Genomic DNA, 19,817 nt, shown 5'->3' with positions numbered 1-19,817 from the left:
ATAAATGTCAATAATAGGAAGCACTGGGTAAAAAATTTTAAATTTGTTAAAAATGTGTTAGTATTTATATTGTATGAATGAAAAACCTATCATGAAATTATCCAGAAAACATTTTAAAAAATGTTTGGATATATATGTTTTCAAACAGAAACAGTCATATCTCAGATTACATGCACATGACTTTGTGGAGTTAGTTTACATATTAAAAGGGAAAGGGATTAATGTTATTCAGATGCAAGGCAAAAATAAAGAATCTCAAAATGTAGAATTTTCTGTGGCAATGGGTGATTTTTTTGTAGTTACTCCAGAACAAGCGCATGGTTATAAAAATGCGGATGATTTAGAATTAGCGAATATCCTGATAGACTCATCTGTATTTAAAAACGAAATTGGAAGTAAACTTAAAGATATAGACAGCTTTAACGACCTTTTTTATATAGAACCTTTCTATAGAAAAGAAATGAACTTCAAATATAAACTTCATCTTACCGGCGAACAATCTAGGTTTATAGAGACTATATTGAATAAAGCTATAAATGAAATAGAAAAAGAATCAGAAGGATATAATCTTTTAGTTAAGGGATATATTTTTGAACTTGTAGTAAATGTCTGCAGATTTTATTCAGAGTATCAGAGACAGAAAGATATCTATAACGATATATCCACAAAAAGAGAAACTTGTTTCAGGGTTATAAGATATGTTGAAGACAATTACGATAAGGATATTCGACTAAAGGACCTGGCTGACATTGGTTATTTGCAGACAAACTATTTCTGTAAAGTATTTAAAGACATAAGCGGCATGACACCAATGGAATATGTAACAAATTACCGCATACAAAAAGCGTGTGACTTACTTTCAAATACCGATAAATCCGTCACGGATGTATGTTTTGAAGTAGGCTTTCACGATGCAAGTTATTTTGCCAGGATGTTCAAAGAGCTTATCAAAACCTCCCCCAGCGAATACAGAAAATTCTAAAATCCTCCTAGCTTTTCTTAAAATTTGATTTGACTTCAAGGAATACAATTTACTATAATGACCAATAAACATGGTCATATGACTGATATTGTTGGTAATTTAAGAAGGAGACGTGAAATGTTAGAGTCATTATTAGGATCTGAAAAAAAGGAGAAAATATTGCTTTTTATATTCACTCATGTTGAATCTTATGCAAGAGAAATTGCAAGAACTTTCAATTTTAATCTCAATACTGTTCAGAATCAATTGTTAAATCTTGAAAGAGGCGGTATCTTGTACAGTAAGCTAAGGGGAAAAGTCAGACTTTTTGGAATTAACCCGAGATATCCATTTAAAAAAGAGATGGAAGAATTATTAAAAAAGTCTCTGATTTTTGTTCCTGAAGATGAAAAAAGACGACTTTATACTCCGCGACTCAGACCAAGAAGAACAGGAAAACCCTTGTGAGAAATAAACCGATTAAGGATATGTCATTGAAAGAATTAGCTTTTTATATTTCAGACTACCTTTGTAAAAACGGAATAGAAGCAGTTTTAACAGGCGGTGCGTGCGTTTCAATATATTCTGACAATAAATATCTGTCTTACGATCTGGATTTTATTATTCAACATTTCAGAAACAAGGTAAATGTGGAGAAAATATTAGCAAAAATTGGATTTTTGGAAAAAGGACAGAGTTTCTATCATAAAGGTACTGACTATTTTATTGAATTTCCTCCGGGACCACTAGCGATAGGAGATGAACCTATAAAGGAAATATCGGAGTTGAAGTCAGGGGTATTAAAACTTAAGATTATTTCACCAACAGAATGTATAAAGGACAGACTGGCAGCCTATTACCACTGGAATGATACTCAGTCATTGGAGCAGGCAATCCTTGTTGCAAGAGATCAGAAAATAAATTTAGGCGAGATTGAACGATGGTCAAAAAAGGAAATGATGGAAATGAAATTTGCTGAATTTGAAAATTTATTAAAAACCCATAAAAATTCCTAAAATCCTCCTAGTTTTTCTTAAAATCCTTATAGTTTGTTAAAACTATTTGTTATATGCTATAATTGTCTCTAAAAGATTGGAGGGAACAAATTATGATGAGTAAGATAAGAAAAATTTGGGGGTCAAAAAAATCTTCTTTGCCCTCTACGCTTCGCCCTTTGCGCTTATTCAGAGGTTTTACGCTTATTGAGCTTTTGGTCGTAATAGCTATTATTGCTTTGCTGGCTTCGCTGCTCTTGCCTGCGTTATCACAGGCAAGAGAGATGGGAAGACGAATAAAATGTATCTCTAATCTAAGACAACTAGGGCTTGCCTTTTCTATGTATACAGAGGATTATGATGGTTATTTCCCCCCTACTACAAGTTACCATTGGCCTTATGCCCTAAGAAAAGATGGCTATGTAGCTAATGATATGCTGTTTGTTTGTCCAACTGCTGTGAAACTACGCAAAGATACAGAGAGCTTTGTTGGAACCACCACTGCCAATGATGGAATGTATTCAAGAGCAAGTTATGGGTATAATGAAACAGGTGTAGGGGCAACTCTTGGTGTAGCTCATACTCCAACAAAAACTTCTAAAATAAAGTATCCTGCAGAATTGATCGTTTTAGCAGATGCTTACTATGCAAGCCTAAATATTACCTACTATCTAATTACTAATTCATCTAGTTCTGCTTATAAAATGGACGACGATCGACATCAAGGGGGAGTTAATATTTTGTGGGCTGATTGGCATGTAAGCCATGTTAAGAATGCATATGAAACTTATAAGGGTCTTGATAAATATTGGAAGCCTGCTGCTGATTAATTAAGACGTGAGAGTCGGGTAATACCTTAAAAAAGTTGTAATTAACAGACTACAGCTTGTCGCTACAAGTTGTGTCAGTTGCGAAAGTCTAAACAAGATAAGGAGGTGCTGTTATGGTTAGAAAGTTGATTTTGTTTATGTTAAGTATTTGTTTGTTCGGCAGGATAGGGGTGTTGTGTCATGCTGTCTCGCAGGAACAACTTACATGGAATTTCAACAGTTCATCAGAAATAAGTAAGGTTGAGAATTTTCAGCACCATATAGTTGAGAAAGGTTTATTTGAAGGAAAGACAAAGATTGATCCGCGGTTGTATTTAAAACTGCCTGATGAAGGAATAACGGCTAAGGAAGTTTCGTTTCTTTCCATACGATTATATTCCTCAGAAAAAGATACCGCATTGCAAATTTTTTACTCTTCACCCAATAAAGACTGGTGTTTAGGGTATTCTCAAAAAATAGAAACTGGATGGAAGACTTATCATATAGATCTTAATAAAGTGAGATGGTCAGCGAGAGAGTCTTCCGGGTCAGGCGCAGTCAAGTGGGGCGGGATAAGTGGTGTGGTTTCTGTTCTTAGGATAGACCCTGGCGATGGAGAAAATAGAGGAATAAAGATTGATTGGGTGCAACTTAGTAATCAGCCATTTTTTCAGCGCAGTAGTCTTGAGAAATACACATGGAACTTCAAAACAAATGATGCCCAGGGATGGGATGACCCGAAAGGTCTGGAGTGGGAAATAAATAATGGCCTGCTCTGCCTTAATATTCAAAAATCAGATTCTCATCTGGCCAACAATGATGTAAACATAGACCCTTTAAGGGCGCAGGGTATAGTAATAAAATATAAAGCTTCCGGACTGCCTGATAAAACTACCGGCCAGATATTCTACGCAAATAATAAACATGGCTTTAGCGATAAATTTTACTGGAAGATTCCTTCGCTAGTAAGCGACAACAACTGGCATGAAGTTTTTTTAAATAGAGAAAAGGATTTTCACGGTAACTTTAAAGACTGGCTTTCAGGGAAAATAAACAGCCTAAGGCTTGATATAGTTGACCAATATCCCGGTAAAATACAAATTGAATATATAAGGATGTATCCACCCATGGAAAAATTAAAATTGGACTCTGTTTCAAAAATTGATATTAATTCCGTAAAAAGATATTTTATTTCATTAGATTCATTTACTTCGTTGGATGGGAAGAAATATAAAAGAAATATAGTCTTGCCTGAAGGTGATTTTTCTATCTGGGCAAGGGCATTGGATGATATCTCAGGAAAAACCGCCGCTGAAAAGATTTCTTTTTTAGGAGCGGTTAAAAAAAATCCCCCCTTTAGTAATACAGGAGAATTTAAATGGTTTCTTATAGGAAAAACATCAGGAGGAAATATCTCAATGGTTCTTTCCCAGTCACTATCAATAGCTCTAGACTCACTATTAATTTGCACAGGTAAAGTATCTCCAAAAGATAAAAAAGCAATAATAGAACCAGCCGAGAAAAGTACCGTTTCAGCAGATATAAAAAAGAATATTATAAAACGCGGCAAGGCTCCTTATTGGACAGGATATATGATTGCCCATTCATCCGATGCAATGAATAAGCCTATAAACACCGATGATAGCAGCTATTATTTTAGAAGAGTTTTTACTGTGCCGGATAATTTTGAAACAGCATGGGTTCAAATAACTGTTGACGATTATTATAAGCTCTATCTTAATGGTAATAAAATCGCAGAAAATTTTACTCCTAACTCATGGCTTGACCCGGCACTTATTAATATATCATCAAGATTAAAGAAAGGCATGAATGTCATTGCTGTTGAAAGTGTAAATGCCGGCGGGCCGGGAGGTTTACTTTTCGACTTAACAATTAATTCAACGGACTTATCTTATCTGAAGGTAGTATCAGATAGTAGTTTTGTTTGTACTAATAGATTAGAGGAAGGGTGGACAAAAATAAGTTTTGATGACGGTAGTTGGGTCAAACCAAAGAAAATGTCTCCTCCACCCGCTGCTCCATGGACAAAAATTTCACCTTATTTTGACAAAAGATATCAGGTGCCGACAGAATGCCTATCATGCGAATATAAAGAAGTAATTAGCGGTGCAGAAGCACAGGTTTTAAAAATCAAGCTTAAATCACAAAAACCTGTAGGTCAAGATGAAGTTCTTTATTTAAGATTTAAACATGACGATGTAATCTTTGAAAAATTTGAATTTGATTTAACAAAAAATATTTGTCAAAAACAAGACGATAATACTTTTGATATCAGTGTGAGCACAAAACCTTTTTATAAATACTATCCTGATATGAATATTGAACTTATTTTTGGAATTTACGGCAGAGAAATTTCTATGCCGGACAATATTCAAAGAAATTTTGTTTATAAAAATAATAGATCAGATACAGAAAATCTGGTAAGTGAGGTCAAATCTGATAATGGCTTTCCGCAGTTATATGTAAACGGGAAAGTTATCTATCCGTTGATAGGAAATATGATTCATAAAAATAGTGCCCCAGCCATGAAAGAGGCTAAAGTTAATATACAAACACTTTGGATTGGTGGAATGATGGATGCAAAAGAGTGGTGGCTTGGGCCCAATAGATATAATTTTATTGAAGTAGATAAATATATTAATGAGATGATTGAAGACAATCCGGAAGTTTTAATTATGCCTTTGTTTTGGGTTGCGCCTCCGACATGGTGGCAAACTAATAATCTGTCAGAAATTTCATTATTTGATGACAAAAGTTTCTGGCCCTACTACAGAGCTACAGCATCATTTTCCTCAGAAAAATGGAAGAAAGATGCTTCTAAAGCAATAGAAAAATTTGTTGGGCATCTTGAAACTTCACCATATAGAGATAAGATAATTGGTTATTGGTTTACAGGAGGGGTCTCTGCCGAATGGCAAGGGTGGGGATGTCATGAATGCCATAGAACTGACAAACTTATGGATTATAGCAATGCTTCTATAAATGGATTTTGTGAATTTTTGAAATCAAAATATTCGACAGAAAAACAGAAATTTAGTGGGATAAATATACCGACCAAAGAGGACCGGCTAAAATCGGAGATAGGTTTATTCCGGGATCCGAAGCAAGCCTCTCTGGCAATAGATTATGACCAATATTATTCAGAAAGTGTTTCAGATACAATTGTGTATTTCGCAGGAGTCATTAAGAATTCGGTTAATAGAAAAAAAATTGTTGGAATCTATGGAGGGTATACCCTTGAATATGCAAATATGAATTGGGCTTATCATATGAGCGGACACAATGCTTTTAGAAAAGTGTTAGATTCAAAAGATATTGATTTTATATCTGCTCCCCCTACTTATGGTGTAAGAGCAATTGGTGACTCAGGAGAGTGGATGTGGGCGTTTAAATCAATTCAAAACGCAGGTAAATTAGTATTCGTTGATGATGATACCAGAACACATATGTCCGGCCCTGCGGGCCATTGTCCAACAATAAATCCTTCTCAAACAACAGCTGTTTTAAAAAGGAATTTTGGCAGATCTCTTTGCCGACAGAGTCCCATATGCATTATACCTCTTATCAGTGGACTTGATTTTAGTGATCCATGCACAATAAAAGACCTGAAGATAAGCAAGAAAGCGGGAGAATATATAAATCTTAATAAGAGCAAGCGTAATGTAGAGATTGCAGTAGTAGTTGATGAAGATTCAGTAAAGTATCTATCTTTTGATAAAGAACAAATACCATCGGGAGAGATAATAAAATATGTTTGTTGGAACGGGAGTATTACCTATCCGGAAAGGAAAGTGAATACTTTAACAGGAGACCTTATTTATTATCAAAGAAGCAGAATTGCACAAGTTGGCGCGCCGGTTGATTATATCCTTTTCAGTGATCTTTTGAAAAAAGACTATGATTATAAATTATACATATTCTTAAACTGTTTTCAGTATGATAATAAAACATTAAATGCTATAAGAAAAATTCAATCAAAAGATGTTACTATGATGTGGTGTTATGCGCCTGGTTTTATTCATGACATGAAAGCGGATCTTAATAATATGAAAAATCTGACTGGCATAGAGTTTGGAATGATAAAAGATAAAAGCTCTCCATTAACAGATATAGTTAACTTTACAAATGAGTTTACAAGCGGAAACTTTAATAATACTTCATATGGTGCGAAATACAGCTTTGCGCCACTCTTTTATGTTTGTGATAATGAAGCAGAAGTATTGGGTGTTTACAGAGAGAATAAAAGACCATCATTTGCTGTTAAAAATGTCAATAAAAGCAATTCTATCTTTTGTGGTTCAAATAAGATATCGCCAGATTTGTTATTGAGTATAGCGAAAGGGGCGGGAGTGCATATTTACAGCGATTCTTTGGATTTCATTGATGCCAATGAAGAATTTTTGATGTTCCATTCTGCTCAAGGGGGACAAAAGACTATAAGCTTAAATAAAAAAAGCGATGTGGTAGATATTTTTGAAGGAGAGGTTTTATTTAAAAACGTTGACACCTTTTCATTTGAAATACCAAAAGAAAGAACAAAGGTCTTTTTTGTGGGAGATAGCGCTAAGTTTTTAAACTTTATGGATTATAAGAAACTTACGAACTAAGAATTCGTTATTCGATTTGATATTATGAATAAAAATACTTACAGAATGGCTAGCTGGTGGATCTTATGGGAAGATTTGATATATCCTGATAAAGGGATTGAAGAAAAGATTATAAAAAAAGCTGAGCGATTCAAAGCAGCCGGGATCGATACAGCTATCATTTTTGGTGCTCATTTTAGATGGGACTATATATATATCTGGGACAGACTTCATGAACTTCTAAACTTCATTGCAAATACACTGCATGAACAAGGAATAAAGCTTTTTGATCATCACTCTGCAAACCTTGTACATAGGCCAAAAAACAAGGAGCAGAAATGGAATATTTACTACAAAAACAGGCATCATGTGCCTTTTTATCCTTCAAAAGAAATGGCAAACTCACTTATATGTAATGGAACTAAGTTAAATGATTTTCGGATGATAAGTGTAAGAACAGGAAAACCCTGCTATTTACCTGATTATGAGGCAGAGATATTTTGCATGAATAATAAAAAATTCAGGGAGGCATATAAACTATATTTGAAAAAGTTAATGGCTGAGACAAAAATAGATGGGCTTATGTGCGATGATGTGATTTATTATCCTAGATGGGAAGGATGTCGTTGTCCATATTGCCGGGAAAAATACAAAACGCTTTATAGAAAAGAACTTCCTGATGCTGCTGATAAAACTTTTTGGGGGAATTATGAGTCTGATGCGTTCAAAGACTGGGTTGAGATGCGCTACAATGATTCAGCCGATTTCCTTGCCATAGTAAGAGATGAATTAGGAAGTGACTTTCCATTGATGACCTGTTGTTCTAAAAGTGCAGGAAAGTGCCTGAATGCAAGTGGATTAAGCTCTCAAACTCTGTCAAAATCAGTAAATCATCTTATGCTGGAGATGTGCAAAGAGTTTGTTTCGTCTAATAAGGGTTATTTAGAAAGAATACCAGATATTATGCTTCATCAGGCAATTTCATCTAAAAAGAATCTTCCCAATATTGGATTGGGCTATGCACATTTTCCTGATGCTGCGTTTCTCATCTGGGCATTTAACAAACTAGTTGGAACAAGTTCATGGATATCTACTCTGAAGGGGAGATTAGGTATTCCTGAAAAGAACTTAAAATTGCTTCCTGATGAATCGGATATTGTAAAAGAAGGATATCTTTTTGAAGAAAAATATCCTGAATTATTCAATGGAGAAAGCATGGCAAACATTGCTCTTTATTTTTCTTTTGAAACGCAGGTTTTTTATGGGGACACTGAAGATGATTATGTTACTTCCTACAGAAGCGTTGCTATAACTCTTTTTGAAAAAAATATGCAATTTGATGTAGTGGAAGATATCCCTTCAGTTAAGGATTATCCTGTTTTGATACTATGTGATATTAACTGCATTTCTGACAATATTCGGGAAAAGATCATCGGATATATTGAGCAAGGCGGGAAAGTTATAGGCTCAGGACCATTAGGCTTAAGAGATGAAAGGGGACATACTGAGAAAACAACTTTTCTTTCGTCTTTTGGTATCAATGTAGATATCAAGGAACCTGAAAGAGATGTTGATATAGATGCTTTTTTTGAGCTTCGTAAATGTCCGAAAAGGGATATATCCTTATCCTGCCATGGTGAATACAAAGGTAAAAGAATAATCTCTAGGTGGATAGAAATAAAAAGAGGCAAAGGCTCATTTTACTGGACTTCAGGTAGATGTCTGGATAAAAATATTGTTAATGGTGTAATTAATAAGGTAAAAGAACAAATTCCTGATAATGCAATATCTGTGGAAGTTCCAGAGGGCTGGTTATATCGCATATACAGAAAGCATAATAAGATTATTGTTCACGGACTTTCTAATGATTTCGAGATTATCCCAGATAAAGTTTATGTAAATAGAATGAATAATCAACCGTTGATAAGACATATTAGATATAAAACAGGTGACAGAAATGTTAATATTACTGCTCCTGTACAAAAAGCATTACTATATTTACCCGACATAATTGAGTCACGAGAAGGACAAATTAATAATGGCAAAATAAGTTTCTCCATGGAAGGCATAAAAAGGTATTTTGTGATTGTTCTTCAAGTAAAATGAATAGGACAACCAATTCAACAAATAGAACAAGTATTATCTGACAAGCCCTAAAATCCTCCTAGCTTTTCTTAAAATTGTTATAGCTTATCTTTCTAATATAAATCATAATTAGAACAAATAAGGCACAAAGTAACAAAGGCGCAGAGGCACAAAGAATAACAAATAACCAAGAAGAGGAGCAATCATGAACCAGATACAAAAAACATTTAAAAATCCAGGTGAAGATTGGCGAGGAGCACCGTTCTGGAGCTGGAATGATAAGCTGGAACAAGCTGAACTTAGAAGACAGATAAGGGAGATGAAAAAAGCCGGCATGGGTGGTTTTTTCATGCATTCCAGGGTTGGTCTTATTACAGAATACCTGTCTCGGGAATGGATGAAGATGATAAAGGCATGTGTTGATGAGGCTAAAAAAACAGGAATGAACGCATGGCTCTATGATGAAGACCGCTGGCCAAGCGGAGCAGCAGGGGGAATTGTTACATCAAAGAATAAGAAATACAGAAATAAAGGAATTGTCTTTAGAGAAAAAACAATAACCTTTGAGTATGCTCCTGACAGCCCGTGGTATAACGGAGCTTCATATCTTGACACAATGAGTAAAGAAGCAGTTGATGCTTTTATAAAAAGCACACATGAAGCTTATTTGAAAGAAGCTGGCGGAGATTTCGGTAAAACAATACCTGGTATTTTTACTGATGAGCCCAATTATCATCACTGGGCCAGTTTCACTAAAGTCAAACCCAAAGAAGTAAAGGCTGTATTGCCGTGGACAGATAAACTTCCGGAACATTTTAACTCAAGATGCAATTACAGTATTATTGATAAACTTCCCTCTTTAATATATGAAACGGGCAATTTTAAAAAACATAGATATAATTACTGGAAATGCGTAACAGAACTATTCCTCAAGAACTTTTCCGAGAATATTTATAGCTGGTGCGAAAAACACAATCTTCAGCAAACAGGACATTACCTTGCAGAACAAACTTTGGAATCCCAAATTCGCGTTATTGGAGCAGCAATGCCTCATTATATGTATATGCATCAGCCGGGGATAGATATTCTCTGTGAAAGAATATCGGAAATTTTTACAGTAAAACAGTGTTCTTCTGTCGCAAATCAACTTGGGCGTAAAAGAGTCCTGTCAGAACTTTATGGATGCACAGGCTGGGATTTCAGTTTTGAGGGGCAGAAATGGGTTGGAGACTGGCAGTATGCGCTTGGTGTAAACTTCAGATGCCAGCACCTATCTTTATACTCTCTAAAAGGCTGCAGAAAGAGGGATTATCCTGCCTCAATCCATTATCAATCTCCATGGTGGAAGTATTATAAGAAAGTAGAGGATTATTATGGCAGACTGAGTTTTATTCTGTCTCAGGGAAAAGCTATAAGAGATATTCTGGTTCTTCATCCAATAGGAAGCGCATGGAGTGTATATCATCCAAAAGGAACGGAAGCGCTGAGCAAACTGGATGATGAATTCCTGAAGCTTTCCAAGAATCTTCTTGAGATTCACAGGGATTTTGATTATGGGGATGAGATGGTAATCGAGAAGTACGGTAAAATAAAAGACGGGGAATTTGTAATTGGAAAAGCTGGATACAAATTAGTAATTATCCCCTACTCTATCACCTGGAATAGCAATACATTTAAGCTACTAAGGGATTTTACTGCACAAGGTGGAAAAATTCTAACCATAGGTAAACTGCCCAATAGAATAGACGGAAGCCTGAATAATGAGATAAACAAGTTTTTAGATAAAGACGCAATTGTTATAGAGAACGATAAGCATAAAATAGAAAAAACACTCAATAAAGTCTTGAAAAAAGAAGTCCAAATTTCAGGTGAGAAGAAAGATGATACAAAAGATATTATCTATCAGCTCAGAGAAATAGATGGAAACAAGTTTCTGTTTTTAGTTAATACGAACAGAAAAATGGGGCTTGATCTTACGATAAAGATGAAGGGGAAAGGTGTTTTTGAAAAATGGGATTCTGAAGCTGGAGATGTATGTGAAATTGAAACTACAAACACAGCAGGATATGCTGAAACACAACAGCATATATATCCGACAGGTTCATTGCTTCTGTCATTAAATCCAGAGAAGAAACCAAAAGCTGTGAAAAGAAAGAAAATGGAGACACAAAAAGCAGCAGTTTCAGAGGACAAATGGGATATTGATTTGTCTCATATGAATGCTCTGACACTTGATTTCTGTAAATACAGAATACAGGATAAAGAAGAGAGCAGAATGCTCCTCCCTGTATGGAAAGCTCAGGAACAGATCAGAGAACACTTCGGATTGCCTGAGATAAAGAGTAACAGTGGCGTTCAATTCTGGAAAGCATACAAGAATATGAAAGACTTAGACAATGCAAAAGTCTCTCTGAAATTTGAATTCTTATCAAATCTGGATTCTGCTAATAATATTAATTTGTTGATTGAAGAGCCGCAAAACTTTGATATTTTTATTAATAACAAAAAAGTTATGTATAAAAACCCTGAGTGGTACATTGATATAAGTTTCAAATTAATTCATATAGCCAAATATCTGAAAAATGGGAAAAATGAAGTTCTGCTTGTGACAAAGAAATACCAGCAGGATGTTGAGCTGGAAAACTGTTATATACTCGGAGACTTCACTGTCAACAAGGATAATCTTGTACTTGAGAAGGCAAAAGACAAACTTAAAACAGGTAATTGGGTAGGACAGGGTTTTCCATTTTATCCGGGTTCAATAACGTATAAACAGGATATGTCCGTCGATAAGAAGAAAAACAGGAAATATATACTCAAGATTAATAAGCATAAGGCAGCGATAATAAATATAAAGATAAACAACAGGCAAGCCGGTCTTTTGTGCTGGGAGCCATATGAACTGGATATTACAAAACTTCTAAAGAGAGGCACTAACAAAATCAGTCTTGAGCTTGTTGGAAGCCTGAGAAATATGCTGGGTCCGCTCCACTACAAAGGTAAATTAAAATCAGTAGGTCCCGGACATTTTTGCAAGGAAGAAAAATGGACAGATAAATATAAGTTTGTATCTTATGGAATATTTGGTAAAGTAGAAATTCTCGAATATAACAAAACAGGAGATTGAAAGAATGAAAGCGGACAAAAATACCCTGAGTCAACTCCCAAAATTTCAAGGATATCTTGAAGGGAAAAAGCTTGATGCGTTTTTTGAAACATACGAAATAAAGTTTGCTGCGGGACATTGGTGCGCAGGGGACTTCTGCGACAGGTTTGCACCTCTTGGATATAACAGTAATAAGGAAAATTTCAAAAGTGATATCGTTTCACAAATACAAAGAGTAGCAGAAGCAGGAATAGCTGGAATAGAATTTCATGAGGCTGTTTTTATAGACAAAAATTACAGAAAGAACAAAAAGCTCATAGATGAAGTAAAAAAAGCGCTTAAGAAGTATAAAATTACGCCAACAAATATGAATACAAACCTGTGGACTGATCCAAAGTGGAAGCTCGGCGGGATAACAAATGCAAATCCTGCAGTAAGAAAAGACGCACTTGAGATAGCGCTTCAGGGGATTGAGATAGCAAAGGAGCTTGGATGCGCAAGCGTTGCCCTATGGCCTGGTTCTGATGGTTGGGACTATAACTTTCAGGCCAACTATGGCGTACTTCTTGACAGATTTGTACAAGGATGTATTGAGATAAATAAAAAAGCTAAAAAGCTCGGCTTAAAATTCGGAATTGAAGCAAAGCTGCACGAGCCAAGAGAAGGCAATATGATCATATCAACAACTCCAAAGGCAATGCTTGTTGCAGACTGTGTCAACTCTGCCTGCGGAGGGAAAAACATGGGTGTTGCAATAGATTACGGACATGAGCAGATGTATGGAAATGAGCCGGCAGATAATTTATACACAGCTAAGAAATTTGGCATACCTGTTGTCAATTTTCATGTTAATAACGCAAAATTGCATTCCAATGATGAGGACAGAGTTGCCGGAACGGGAGATAACTGGAGGCTTGCAGATTTCTGTTACGCAGCAATTGATACAGGATATCAGGGATGGTTCGGTGAAGATCAGTTTACTTATAGGATGGACCCTGTAAAAGCAATGTCTCTTTCCAGAGAGCTGTTTGCCAATGTAATGAAAAAGGCTCTTATGATTTATGACAGACGAGATGAGTTAAAGAAAGCTCAGGCAACAGGTGATGCAGGGAAAACAATAGATGTGGTAAAAAGGATACTAACCTAGAATGAAGGCGATCAAACTTGTAGATTTGAGAAAACTTGAAGTGCTGGATATTCCCAAATCAAAAATAGTTAACTCAGACGATGTATTGATTAAAATAAAATCCGTAGGCATTTGTGGCTCAGATGTTCACTATTATAAGACTGGAAGAATTGGCTCACAAGTCGTTAAATATCCCTTTACATTAGGACATGAATGCTCAGGCATGGTTGAAGATATAGGATCTGAAGTTAAAAAGATAAAAATTGAAGATAAGGTGGCTATAGACCCGGCAATTACCTGTGGAAAGTGTGACCAGTGTCTTATAGGCAGAGAAAACACCTGCAGAAGCCTCAAATTTCTCGGATGCCCAGGACAGGCAGAGGGCTGTCTATCAGAATATATTTTAATGCCTGAGGCTAGTCTATGTAAAGTTCCTGATACTATGAGCTTTGAACAAGCAGTCCTAACAGAGCCATTATGTATTGGTTCATATGCTGTAAAGATTAGTAAACAAAAAACACATCAGAATATCGCAATACTTGGCATGGGGCCAATAGGGCTATCTGTGCTGATCTTTTCAAAATTAAAAAATCCGGAAAATATATTTGGAACTGATCTAATTAATGAAAGATTAGATGTTGCAAGAAAGCTCAATATAAACTATGGATTTAATCCAAACAAAGAAAATATTATTGAGAAAATAAAAAGCATCTGTCAAGACGGCATTGATATTGTGTTTGAATGTGCAGGAGAACAGGAAACACTTGATCAGGCAATAGATATATTAAGACCTGGCGGAAAATTAATAATGATAGGAATTCCCCAAACAGAAACCGTATCATTTGTCCCTGATAAAATGCGCAGAAAAGAATTAACACTTATAAATATCCGCCGCCAGCGCAGAGAACTTCCTGAAGTTGTAGAAGATATTGCTCAAAACAGAATAAAATTAGATCCTTTCATAACGCATAGATTTAAACCAGAACAGGCTGCTGAAGCTTTTGAACTTGTTTCAAATTACAAAGATGGTGTGATTAAGGCATTTATCTCTTTTTAAGCTTTAACTTATCTTAGCCAGTACATTAACAAATCTGTCAATCTGTTCTTTTGTTCTCATCTCAGTTATACACACAAGCATGCAATCTTTTAATTCAGGATAAAATTTGTCAACTGAGAGACCGCCAATGATCTTGTGCTCTAATAACCTCTTATTAATTTCTTCAGGATTTTCGGGACATTGTATAAGAAATTCCTTAAAGAACGGCTGCTTGAATTTCAGCTCGTATCCATCTATCTTCTCAATCTGTAGTTGAGCATAATGAGCTTTCTGCAAACATAAATTGCCTACACCGGTAATGCCCTGTTTCCCCATACACGAAAGATATACAGTACAAGCAAGAGCATTTAAAGCCTGGTTAGAACAGATATTCGAGGTTGCTCTTGCTCTTCTTATATGCTGTTCACGTGTTTGCAGAGTGAGAACATATCCAGTCTTCCCGTTTTTATCCTTCGTCCTCCCCACAATTCTTCCAGGCAGCTGTCGAAGAAAATCCTTCCTGCAGGAAAAAAGCCCTAAATAAGGACCTCCAAAAGCAAGGTTATTACCAAGAGACTGCCCCTCCCCAACAACAATATCCGCTCCATATTCTCCGGGTGGAGCTAAAATACCGAGAGATAAAGGATCAATACACATAATAAACAGCGATTTCTTAGAATGGACAATATGCTCAATAGTATCCACATGTTCAAGACATCCAAAAAAGTTTGGATTCTGAATTATTACACACGCTGTATTATCATCTATTAATCCTTTGAGCATATCTATGTCCACTATCCCCTCTTTAGACTGCAGCTCATACAACTCTAACCCTGCTGCTCTAGTATATGTCTTCAAAACCTGCAGATAATGTGGATGAGCTGTTTCTGAGACAATAATCTTCTTTAGTCCTGTAATTCTTGATGCCATAAAAGCTGCTTCAGACACTGCTGATGCTCCATCATACATGGATGCATTTGAAACATCCATTCCAGTAAGTTCACATATAAGAGACTGATATTCATATATTGCCTGCAATGTCCCCTGACTTGCTTCAGCCTGATATGGAGTATAAGCGGTATAAAACTCTGACCTGCCTATAATATGCTTTACGACACTCGGAATAAAATGTTCATACGCTCCCCCCCCAAGAAACGATATGTAATCTTCTAAATTAGCATTTTTCTTCCCTATCTCTTTTATAAGGGCTGCAACTTCCATTTCAGACATGGATTTCGGCAGCTTTAATTTGCCCTTTAACTTAACTCTCTGATCTATTTCCATAAATAAATCATCTATAGATTTACATCCTATAGCCTCAAACATTTCTTTCTTATCTCTGGAAGTATTAGGTATATATACCATTGTATTCTTCATAATCCATTAATGAATTGAGCTCAGAAATATCGGATAATTCTATTTCTATCATCCATCCTTCTTCATAGGGATCTGAGGTAACCTTTTCAGGACTGTCTTTTATTGATTGATTTACATTTATAACCTTCCCTGTTACCGGTGAATTCAAATCAAAAACAGCTTTAACGGATTCAACTGTTCCAAATGGTTTGCCTTGGCTAACTTGTACTCCAACTTCAGGGAGTTCAATAAAAATCACCTCATTTAATTCTTTTACTGCATGCTTCGAGAGACCTACTCTGCCGATATTTCCTGAGACATTAATCCATTCATGTGTTTCTAAGAATTTAAATCCCTTTTTCTCTATTCCCATTACTATTCCTTCCTTTTATAAAATGGCTTTTTTATAATAATTGCTTCATAACCTTTATCTCTTATAACAATATCTATCTTTGTGTTTAAATCCGAGTACTCTTTCTCTATATATCCCAATCCTATTGATTCTTTCAAAGTCGGAGACATTGTGCCGCTTGTTACCTTTCCAACTATTTTACCATTCTTAACTATTTTGTATCCATGCCTTGGTATGCTTCTCTCGAGCATACGAAACGCAACTAGTTTTTTCCTTATTCCTTCTTTCTTTACCCTTTCAATCGCATCTTTTCCTATGAACTCTTTTTTATTGCTGTCTACAAAATGTCCTAATCCGGCTTCCAATGGATTAGTATCTATATCTAATTCATGTCCATAAAGAGGCATTGCTGCTTCTAAACGCAAAGTATCCCGTGCTCCAAGCCCTATTGGTTTAATTGCATATTCTCTTCCTGCATCAAGTATAGCTTCCCATGTCTTCGTGTCGCATTCTGCATATATTTCAAACCCGTCTTCCCCTGTATAACCTGTTCGTGATATCAGGGACTTCGTCCCGTTTATCTCCCCCATTTTGAAATAATAATACTTTATTTCCTTTAAATCTATACTTGCGATCTTCTGAAGACACGTCTCAGCACTTGGACCCTGTACTGCTAACATTAAAATATTCTTTGATACATTACTAATCTCTACATCTCTAATTTTATGCGCGTTAAACCATTCAAAATCCTTACGGGTGTTAGACGCGTTTACTACAACAAGATAGCTATCGCTCTTTCTATAGACAAGAATATCATCGACAACCCCGCCTAAATCATTACAAACCAGAGAATACTGAACCTGTCCGATTGTAATTTTAGAAATATTGTTAGTTGCTATCTGTTGCAGAAATTCTAATGCATTATCTCCTGAAACACTAATCTGCCCCATATGACACAGGTCAAAAAGCCCGACATTTTTTCTGACACAATTGTGTTCATCTGAAACAGTAGTATAATAAACAGGCATTTCCCATCCGCCAAATTCAACCATTCTCGCTTTATTAGCAACATGCCACTCATATAACGGGGTTTTCATTATAGCGTATTCATCGGATCAATATCCACTATTATATTAGTTTTGCCCATTTGCAACTTGCTGTTTTTTAGTCCCTTCATAGACCTTTCAATAAACATGTTTATTTTTCCCGGCATCTTATGCTTTATAAGAATATGCCAGCGATACTGATTCTTTATTTTTGCCATAGGAGCTGGCGCAGGGCCAAGAAGCTTACAATCCTGACCGCTCAATTCTTTCTTCAGCAGGAAAACCAAACCATTAGACACTCTTACAACCTTTGCGCTGTCATGTCCTTTGACGGTTATTAGAACTATGTGTCTGAAAGGCGGGTAGTTAAGACCTTTTCTGAAAAGCATTTCCTTTTTGTAGAAATCATTATAATTATAGGTGCTTGAAGCAATAATACTAAAATGATTTGGATTATAAGTTTGAATAATAACCTCGCCTGGGACGGGCCCTCTGCCTGAACGACCTGCAATCTGCGTTAAAAGCTGGAATGTTCTTTCTCCTGAGCGGAAGTCCGGGAAAAAAAGACTTGTATCGGCAGAAATAACACCTACCAATGTAACTTTTGGGAAATCCAGTCCTTTTGCTATCATCTGCGTTCCTATAAGTATATCAAATTCATGATGCTTGAATCCCCTTAATATTCCCTGATGAGAATTCTTTCGGGTTGTAGTATCCGTATCCATTCTCTGATATTTCGCATGAGGAAATAAGTTTGATATTTCTTCCTCTACCTTCTCTGTTCCATAACCACTGTATTTCACATAGAAGGCCTGGCACTCAGGACATATATTTGGAGGTTTATCCTCAAAATTGCAATAATGGCATCTCACTTTATCCTGTTGTGAATGATAAACCAGCGACACGTTACATTCCGGACATCTTGCAACATAGCCGCATTTATAGCACATAATGTATGTTGAAAAACCCCGCCTGTTTAAAAACAATATTATTTGCTCTTTCTTTGAAAGTTTATCCTTGATAGCCAGTAGCAGTGGCTTTGAGAAAACCTGAGACTCAGGAATCTTCACATTGCGATCCTGCATATCAACAATCCTGACATCAGGCAGCTTTCTTTTATCTATTCGCTCTTTCAACTCAATAAGTTCATACTTCCCTACTTCTATATTATAATATGTCTCAAGGGAAGGAGTGGCTGTTCCAAGCAAAACCGTTATATTAGCGAGCTTTCCGCGCGTTATAGCCACATCCCTGCCATTATATCTGGGCGCCTCTCCTTGTTTATATGCAGGTTCATGTGATTCATCCACTATTATCAGTCCGGGATTGGCAAACGGTGCAAATATTGCTGACCTTGCACCAACAACAATATCTACTTTTCCCCTTTTGATTTTCTCCCATTCATCATATCTCTCCCCTTTGGATAATCGGCTATGCAATATGGCAACTCTGTCTCCAAAGCGCGATTTGAATATTTGAATAATCTGGGAAGCCAAAGATATTTCAGGAACAAGTACAATTGCCTGTTTTTTGTTTTTTATGCAAAAATCAATTGCCTGAAGATAAATCTCTGTTTTTCCACTGCCTGTAATACCATGCAGCAAAAAGGTATTGAACCCTCCTTTTTTAATAGAACTTATCACCTTGTTAAAAACTCTGCCCTGCTCACTGGTCAGAGAAAGATGTTGAGTGTTCATAACAGTCTCTCTAGCAAACGGGTCTCTGTAAAAAATCTTATGACTTACACTAACATATTCATTCTTCTTCAATGATTTCACAACAGCTTCTGTTACGCCTGCGATATTACATAACGCCTTACATTCCATACAAAGCCCTTTAGCAGATAATAATATCTTCAGGACTTTTATCTGTTTAGCAGATTTTATCTTTTTGGAATCAATGTCAGAACAGATTGTCTTTTGAGGTTTTGCTACAGATACAATTCTCTGCTTTTTACGTGAGATGACTTCTTTTTTCATACCTGGCGGCAAAGCTGTCTCAAGCACCATTCCCCAGCTGCAAAAATAATACCTGCTTATCCACTTTGTGAACTCAAGCATGTTTTCATCAAACACTGCAAAATTATCCAGCAATCTGCTTATAGCTTTTAGATTCTTATAAACGGGCTTATCCGTAATACCTACAACATACCCAATGCTCTTACGTCTGCCGAACGGCACAGACACCCGCATGCCAACCTCAATCCTATATCCAATGCTCTCAGGTATTTCATACTGAAATTCCTTATCAACCGCTATTGGAAATACAACATTTGCAAATTTCTTATTCATTTATTGTATAATAACCTAATTTTGCTACACTATAAATAGCTTATATG

13 protein-coding genes are annotated in these 19,817 nt (G+C 36.0%); 9 read left to right on the top strand and 4 right to left on the bottom strand.

Annotated features, from left to right (window positions below):
- Nucleotides 1–91 precede the first annotated feature (91 nt).
- The 9 genes from Q7J67_09940 (at nucleotide 92) to Q7J67_09900 (ending at nucleotide 14,746) form a co-directional block, all read left to right on the top strand.
- Nucleotides 92–982, top strand: coding sequence for an AraC family transcriptional regulator (locus Q7J67_09940; protein ID MDO9465599.1), 891 nt, complete (start codon nucleotides 92–94; stop codon nucleotides 980–982).
- A 78-nt stretch (nucleotides 983–1,060) separates the two neighbouring features.
- Entirely contained in the window at nucleotides 1,061–1,429 is a 369-nt protein-coding gene (locus Q7J67_09935) for a hypothetical protein (protein ID MDO9465598.1), read from the top strand.
- Nucleotides 1,426–1,977: a hypothetical protein gene (locus Q7J67_09930; GenBank protein ID MDO9465597.1), complete on the top strand. Its 552-nt coding sequence runs from the start codon at nucleotides 1,426–1,428 to the stop codon at nucleotides 1,975–1,977. Before Q7J67_09935 ends, Q7J67_09930 begins: the two co-directional genes overlap by 4 nt.
- 92 nt (nucleotides 1,978–2,069) lie before the next feature.
- The gene (locus Q7J67_09925) at nucleotides 2,070–2,786 is read left to right on the top strand and encodes a DUF1559 domain-containing protein (GenBank protein ID MDO9465596.1); all 717 of its coding nucleotides are present in this window, start codon (nucleotides 2,070–2,072) and stop codon (nucleotides 2,784–2,786) included.
- 113 nt (nucleotides 2,787–2,899) lie between these two features.
- Nucleotides 2,900–7,393 (top strand): hypothetical protein, encoded by a 4,494-nt coding sequence (locus tag Q7J67_09920; GenBank protein MDO9465595.1) that lies wholly within the window; start codon nucleotides 2,900–2,902, stop codon nucleotides 7,391–7,393.
- A 24-nt stretch (nucleotides 7,394–7,417) separates the two neighbouring features.
- Nucleotides 7,418–9,478, top strand: a complete 2,061-nt coding sequence (locus Q7J67_09915; GenBank protein ID MDO9465594.1) for a hypothetical protein — start codon at nucleotides 7,418–7,420, stop codon at nucleotides 9,476–9,478.
- A 184-nt stretch (nucleotides 9,479–9,662) separates the two neighbouring features.
- Nucleotides 9,663–12,584 (top strand): glycosyl hydrolase, encoded by a 2,922-nt coding sequence (locus tag Q7J67_09910; GenBank protein MDO9465593.1) that lies wholly within the window; start codon nucleotides 9,663–9,665, stop codon nucleotides 12,582–12,584.
- Between the two features lie 4 nt (nucleotides 12,585–12,588).
- Nucleotides 12,589–13,710, top strand: a complete 1,122-nt coding sequence (locus tag Q7J67_09905; GenBank protein MDO9465592.1) for a sugar phosphate isomerase/epimerase family protein — start codon at nucleotides 12,589–12,591, stop codon at nucleotides 13,708–13,710.
- Between the two features lies 1 nt (nucleotide 13,711).
- Entirely contained in the window at nucleotides 13,712–14,746 is a 1,035-nt protein-coding gene (locus Q7J67_09900) for an alcohol dehydrogenase catalytic domain-containing protein (protein MDO9465591.1), read from the top strand.
- Nucleotides 14,747–14,749: 3 nt separating this feature from the next.
- Here the strand turns inward: Q7J67_09900 and gcvPA are convergent, their stop codons facing one another.
- From gcvPA to priA, 4 genes are read right to left on the bottom strand one after another with little or no spacing between them, the layout of a single operon-like run.
- The gene (gene gcvPA / locus Q7J67_09895) at nucleotides 14,750–16,090 is read right to left on the bottom strand and encodes an aminomethyl-transferring glycine dehydrogenase subunit GcvPA (GenBank protein ID MDO9465590.1); all 1,341 of its coding nucleotides are present in this window, start codon (nucleotides 16,088–16,090) and stop codon (nucleotides 14,750–14,752) included.
- The gene (gene gcvH / locus Q7J67_09890; protein ID MDO9465589.1) at nucleotides 16,074–16,454 is read right to left on the bottom strand and encodes a glycine cleavage system protein GcvH; all 381 of its coding nucleotides are present in this window, start codon (nucleotides 16,452–16,454) and stop codon (nucleotides 16,074–16,076) included. Before gcvH ends, gcvPA begins: the two co-directional genes overlap by 17 nt.
- A gap of 2 nt (nucleotides 16,455–16,456) precedes the next feature.
- Nucleotides 16,457–17,530, bottom strand: coding sequence for a glycine cleavage system aminomethyltransferase GcvT (gene gcvT, locus Q7J67_09885; protein ID MDO9465588.1), 1,074 nt, complete (start codon nucleotides 17,528–17,530; stop codon nucleotides 16,457–16,459).
- Entirely contained in the window at nucleotides 17,530–19,770 is a 2,241-nt protein-coding gene (priA, locus tag Q7J67_09880; protein ID MDO9465587.1) for a primosomal protein N', read from the bottom strand. The genes gcvT and priA overlap by 1 nt, the downstream gene beginning before the upstream one ends.
- Between the last annotated feature and the right edge of the window lie 47 nt (nucleotides 19,771–19,817).

The sequence above is a fragment of the bacterium genome (genome assembly GCA_030652805.1).
Taxonomy (GTDB): Bacteria; JAHJDO01; JAHJDO01; order JAHJDO01; family JAHJDO01; genus JAHJDO01.
This window is presented reverse-complemented; position numbering and strand designations above follow the sequence as displayed.

Coding starts and splice junctions, on each gene's coding strand:
- Q7J67_09915 (MDO9465594.1), top strand. CDS start 7,418: ATGAATAAAAATACTTACAGAATGGCTAGCTGGTGGATCTTATGGGAA.
- Q7J67_09925 (MDO9465596.1), top strand. CDS start 2,070: ATGATGAGTAAGATAAGAAAAATTTGGGGGTCAAAAAAATCTTCTTTG.
- Q7J67_09905 (MDO9465592.1), top strand. CDS start 12,589: ATGAAAGCGGACAAAAATACCCTGAGTCAACTCCCAAAATTTCAAGGA.
- Q7J67_09910 (MDO9465593.1), top strand. CDS start 9,663: ATGAACCAGATACAAAAAACATTTAAAAATCCAGGTGAAGATTGGCGA.
- Q7J67_09900 (MDO9465591.1), top strand. CDS start 13,712: ATGAAGGCGATCAAACTTGTAGATTTGAGAAAACTTGAAGTGCTGGAT.
- Q7J67_09920 (MDO9465595.1), top strand. CDS start 2,900: ATGGTTAGAAAGTTGATTTTGTTTATGTTAAGTATTTGTTTGTTCGGC.
- priA (MDO9465587.1), bottom strand. CDS start 19,770: ATGAATAAGAAATTTGCAAATGTTGTATTTCCAATAGCGGTTGATAAG.
- gcvT (MDO9465588.1), bottom strand. CDS start 17,530: ATGAAAACCCCGTTATATGAGTGGCATGTTGCTAATAAAGCGAGAATG.
- gcvH (MDO9465589.1), bottom strand. CDS start 16,454: ATGGGAATAGAGAAAAAGGGATTTAAATTCTTAGAAACACATGAATGG.
- gcvPA (MDO9465590.1), bottom strand. CDS start 16,090: ATGGTATATATACCTAATACTTCCAGAGATAAGAAAGAAATGTTTGAG.
- Q7J67_09940 (MDO9465599.1), top strand. CDS start 92: ATGAAATTATCCAGAAAACATTTTAAAAAATGTTTGGATATATATGTT.
- Q7J67_09935 (MDO9465598.1), top strand. CDS start 1,061: ATGACTGATATTGTTGGTAATTTAAGAAGGAGACGTGAAATGTTAGAG.